The sequence below is a fragment of the Marinobacter halodurans genome (assembly GCF_004327985.1).
GTDB classification, from domain to species: domain Bacteria; phylum Pseudomonadota; class Gammaproteobacteria; order Pseudomonadales; family Oleiphilaceae; genus Marinobacter_A; species Marinobacter_A halodurans.
In genome coordinates, this window is sequence record NZ_SJDL01000089.1 from 1 (window position 1) to 3,573 (window position 3,573).

Sequence of the window (3,573 nt, forward strand, 5' to 3'; positions counted from 1 at the left end):
CAGCCCATGAGCCTTACCTTCTGGCGTCGGCCCTGCCGGTGGCCCGTCATCCGGCGACGATGTCCGGCCTGAGCCTTTCTTTAACTGACATGCACCTCAAAGGGAGAAGCCAACGCACCTTATGACATCACGGCCAGGGCAAACCGGCTGTCGGCTTCACCGACGGTTCCGGGCGCCCCTGTCCTGGCGAAAATGGCCGCCAAACGCCAAGGCTAAAGCACCTCTGGGTTCGCCGACGCTATTTCCTGAATAGAGAAGCACCGGGCTCGTCCAACACCGGATCAGGTCGCGGCTGCGCGCGACCTATCCTTATTTGTTATAGCTAAACATTAGCGGATCGATTGGTAGATACCAAAAAGCCAGACGCAAGAACAAGGGCTGAACCGCCAATACGATTTAAGTACATAGGGTGATTGTGCATAAACCCTAGAAACTTCTTAGCGGACATCACATAAATCATAACCCATGTAAAATCCAAGAATGCCATGGTTGGGCACATAACGGCCATTTGTTGAAAAAGAGGCTGTGTTGGATCGATAAACTGAGGGAAAAATGCCGTGAAAAACACTATTGCTTTTGGATTTCCGGCAGCTACAAAAAATCCGCTGAAAAAAAGCCTATGTATAGAAATCGAAGTCTGCGTGCTTTCTTCTCGAATTTTATGGGGTTTGGCAAACAACATTCTTAGTCCCATGTATAGCAATGTAACGACACCAAACCATTTGATGATCAAGAAAGCCAACTCAGAACTGGCTATAACCACACCTAAGCCAATTGCCACCAAGACCATTTGTAAAAAGTTGGCTGAGATATCCCCCAAAGCAGTTACTACTGTTTTTTTCACACCATACTTCATAGAGTGGACAACACCTAATAAAATACTAGGTCCCGGCGTCATCGTGAGAACCAATGAAGCTACGACAAATGTTAACCAAGTTTCAATGTTCATTACTCATCCTCATTTTGGGCTATAACGCCAAGTGAAGGGGCGAAGTGCGTAGCACTTTGTCCCTCTTACACGCCTTGTTAACCCCTGAGTTCAAGATCTTCCCGAATCACCTCCGGATGGCGGAAAGCAATCTCAATGAGCGCCTTTGCCGGCCCGGAAGGTTTGCGTCGCCCCTGCTCCCATTCCTGTAGCGTGCGCGGAGAAATATGGAGTACCTCTGCAAACTCTCGCTGCGTGAGGCCAGTTTTGCCACGCGCTTCTGCGACCTCGTTTGGCTCCACACGACTGACTCGCGCGGCTTTGCCCGCTTTCATTTCTTTAACAGATTGGAGCAGCTTGTTGCCAAGCTCCTCAGCACTCAGAGTCTCATTACTCATTTTCCAATACCTCACGAATCGACTTCAGGATATGCGCGGGTATGTTCTCCTTGACGGCCTTCTTGTAGATCACCAACAGCCAGATCTCACCATTAGCCAACCGTGTGAAGTAAATGACTCGCACTCCACCACGCTTCCCTGAACCCGCCACCGACCAACGAACCTTTCTACATCCTCCGCTACCTGGAATGGGATCGCCAATTTCCGGATTGGCCGCCAACCAGGCAAAGAACGCGTTTCGTTCCTCCTCAGTCCAGATTTTTCTGGCATCTGCTTCGAATGTAGGGGTTTCGATGATGGTAAACATGACGACAAATATACGTCATTGACGGAGTTTTGCAAGGTGGCGGGCGAAGGGGTTAACGCCAGCGCACAACGGCGCCCTTAAAATGGAGGCGCAGCCGCAATTTAAAGGGCGTCCGGCGGCCATTGGCCGCGTATTGATGCGCATTGTTAGCGTATTTCATGAAGATCGTCGAGCGCGTATCGAAGACCAAACTCATGAACCCTCGCATTAATTTCTGTAAGGCGCCCTTCATCTTCTATTAGTCTATAGTCTGGATGATTATCTATGACATTTTTTGCGGTTTCTTCACAAAGCAAAGAGTAATAGTAAAGGGATAAAAGGTTTTTCCTAAATCTTTCGGCCCCTTCGGATATTAGGCTATCAACCCCACCATTAAATTGCTCAACTGAACCATTAAAGGATTTGTGTAGCTCTCGCTCTTTTTTGCTGAAATATGGCGAAACTTCGGGAAAAAGTTCTTGGTAGATTACGTTATGAACCTTCCCTGGTGCTGGAACATTCAGCAACTCATCATCAGATAGCATTTTTGCTATCTCTTCAATTCTCGTGGTTTTATATTGAAACTCATCCAATAAATCTTGAACCTCAACCTTTATAGCGTTCTTCTTCCTATGATTGGAATAGAAAAACTTTGCGAAGTCTGTTGCTTGGCCTAAAAAGTAACCAACAAAAAGTGTCGATATAGCAACTTCAAATTTATTCATGATTCCCGATCTCGACAGAAACGCTAACGCCGGCGTAACGGGCCGATTTGTGGAGCGACAGCGGAACAAAGCGGTCCCGTTGACGCATTTGTTATGTGTGACTCTCCAAATATTGCTCGGCAATCTGCCACAAAGTATTGCCGTTTGAGTGTACCCAATGCCAATTGCCATTAACCCCTCCAGGATCTTTTTTATCAGGATGTAACTCTTTGAAAATCATCCAGGTGAGAGCTGAAATTGAGTATTCCTGGCCATCCTTTTCCCATTGAATGGCGTCGCTTTGCCCTAACTTACCAGTGATGGTTGCCCTAAACATTGGATCATTTGGGTCAAACTCGACATGGGTAGGCAGCCCATATTTAAGATATATATTATCACCTTCATGAACCAAGTTATTTTCTATTAGAATCTTCATGGTTTTGGGGCGATTTTTACGAACGGATAGCTCCTTTACTTCTTCCTTTCTCTTTATATCGATTAAATATTGGCGCGCCTCCTCAAGGGGTATTACAACCTTCGGAACTATTACTACCTGCGATCCGATCTGGTATGGAGTGATTTTGACACAACTTATATCAACGTCTGATTCGCGCAACCATAATACAGTCGCTGTAATCTCTTGTGAGAACCCCTCGGAACAAATAATTATTCTTGGCTTATTAGATAGCTCTACAAATGAATCTGATTCGACAAACTCAATTATTTGATCTTTAGCTTCACCATCAGAAAGAACCTCACCATCATATTTCTTTCGATAGGCAATGTAGTAAGGCAAGAGCACTTCAATGGTCATTGAAGAGACCATTGCTGCATAGCGAAGCGCCTGCAAATCAGCATAGCCGGCTGCAGAGTCACGTTTAAGTTCAATTACGACAAGGTTTCCAGAACGGTCGAGGGCAAGTACGTCCAGTCTGTCGTTGCTATTGGTAAATCGATCAAATTCAATGCTAACTATCAGGAGATCCTCCCCCAAGAGCTCTGGGTTTGACCGTACCCATTCTTCAATGTGCTTCCTTTCCCATATATTTAGGCTAGTGAAACTGCTCGGTAGTATTTTTTTTGCTTCTTCAAGACTTTCTGAAACCGAAAAAATCACAGTTCCCTCCTAGGGAAGGTCTGAATAACCGCTGATTTTTGCTGAATTTGGTTTTAATCGGCAAAAAATCGAAGATTCAGACACTATTTTCCCGTTATTTGTGTGTTCCTTGCCTGTTTCCCGCCAGTTTGGCGGAACAC

At 45.8% G+C, this 3,573-nt stretch carries 5 protein-coding genes; all 5 read right to left on the reverse strand.

Going from position 1 to position 3,573, the window contains the following annotated elements; all coding sequences use genetic code 11:
- Nucleotides 1-322: 322 nt before the first annotated feature.
- Nucleotides 323-949 (reverse strand): LysE family translocator, encoded by a 627-nt coding sequence (locus EZI54_RS23240; RefSeq protein ID WP_131484244.1) that lies wholly within the window; start codon nucleotides 947-949, stop codon nucleotides 323-325.
- 77 nt (nucleotides 950-1,026) lie between these two features.
- Complete coding sequence (locus EZI54_RS23245; RefSeq protein WP_016914159.1) at nucleotides 1,027-1,326, reverse strand: helix-turn-helix domain-containing protein; 300 nt, start codon at nucleotides 1,324-1,326, stop codon at nucleotides 1,027-1,029.
- A complete protein-coding gene (locus EZI54_RS23250; RefSeq protein WP_044385038.1) occupies nucleotides 1,319-1,633 on the reverse strand; it encodes a transcriptional regulator in 315 nt (104 codons plus the stop codon). Before EZI54_RS23250 ends, EZI54_RS23245 begins: the two co-directional genes overlap by 8 nt.
- 146 nt (nucleotides 1,634-1,779) lie before the next feature.
- On the reverse strand, nucleotides 1,780-2,337 hold the full coding sequence (locus EZI54_RS23255) for a hypothetical protein (protein WP_131484245.1): 558 nt from the start codon (nucleotides 2,335-2,337) through the stop codon (nucleotides 1,780-1,782).
- Between the two features lie 91 nt (nucleotides 2,338-2,428).
- On the reverse strand, nucleotides 2,429-3,433 hold the full coding sequence (locus tag EZI54_RS23260) for a hypothetical protein (protein WP_131484246.1): 1,005 nt from the start codon (nucleotides 3,431-3,433) through the stop codon (nucleotides 2,429-2,431).
- Between the last annotated feature and the right edge of the window lie 140 nt (nucleotides 3,434-3,573).

What these genes read in the sequence shown, in the direction of transcription:
- EZI54_RS23240 (WP_131484244.1), bottom strand. Translation starts at nt 949, where the DNA reads ATGAACATTGAAACTTGGTTAACATTTGTCGTAGCTTCATTGGTTCTC.
- EZI54_RS23245 (WP_016914159.1), bottom strand. Translation starts at nt 1,326, where the DNA reads ATGAGTAATGAGACTCTGAGTGCTGAGGAGCTTGGCAACAAGCTGCTC.
- EZI54_RS23250 (WP_044385038.1), bottom strand. Translation starts at nt 1,633, where the DNA reads ATGTTTACCATCATCGAAACCCCTACATTCGAAGCAGATGCCAGAAAA.
- EZI54_RS23255 (WP_131484245.1), bottom strand. Translation starts at nt 2,337, where the DNA reads ATGAATAAATTTGAAGTTGCTATATCGACACTTTTTGTTGGTTACTTT.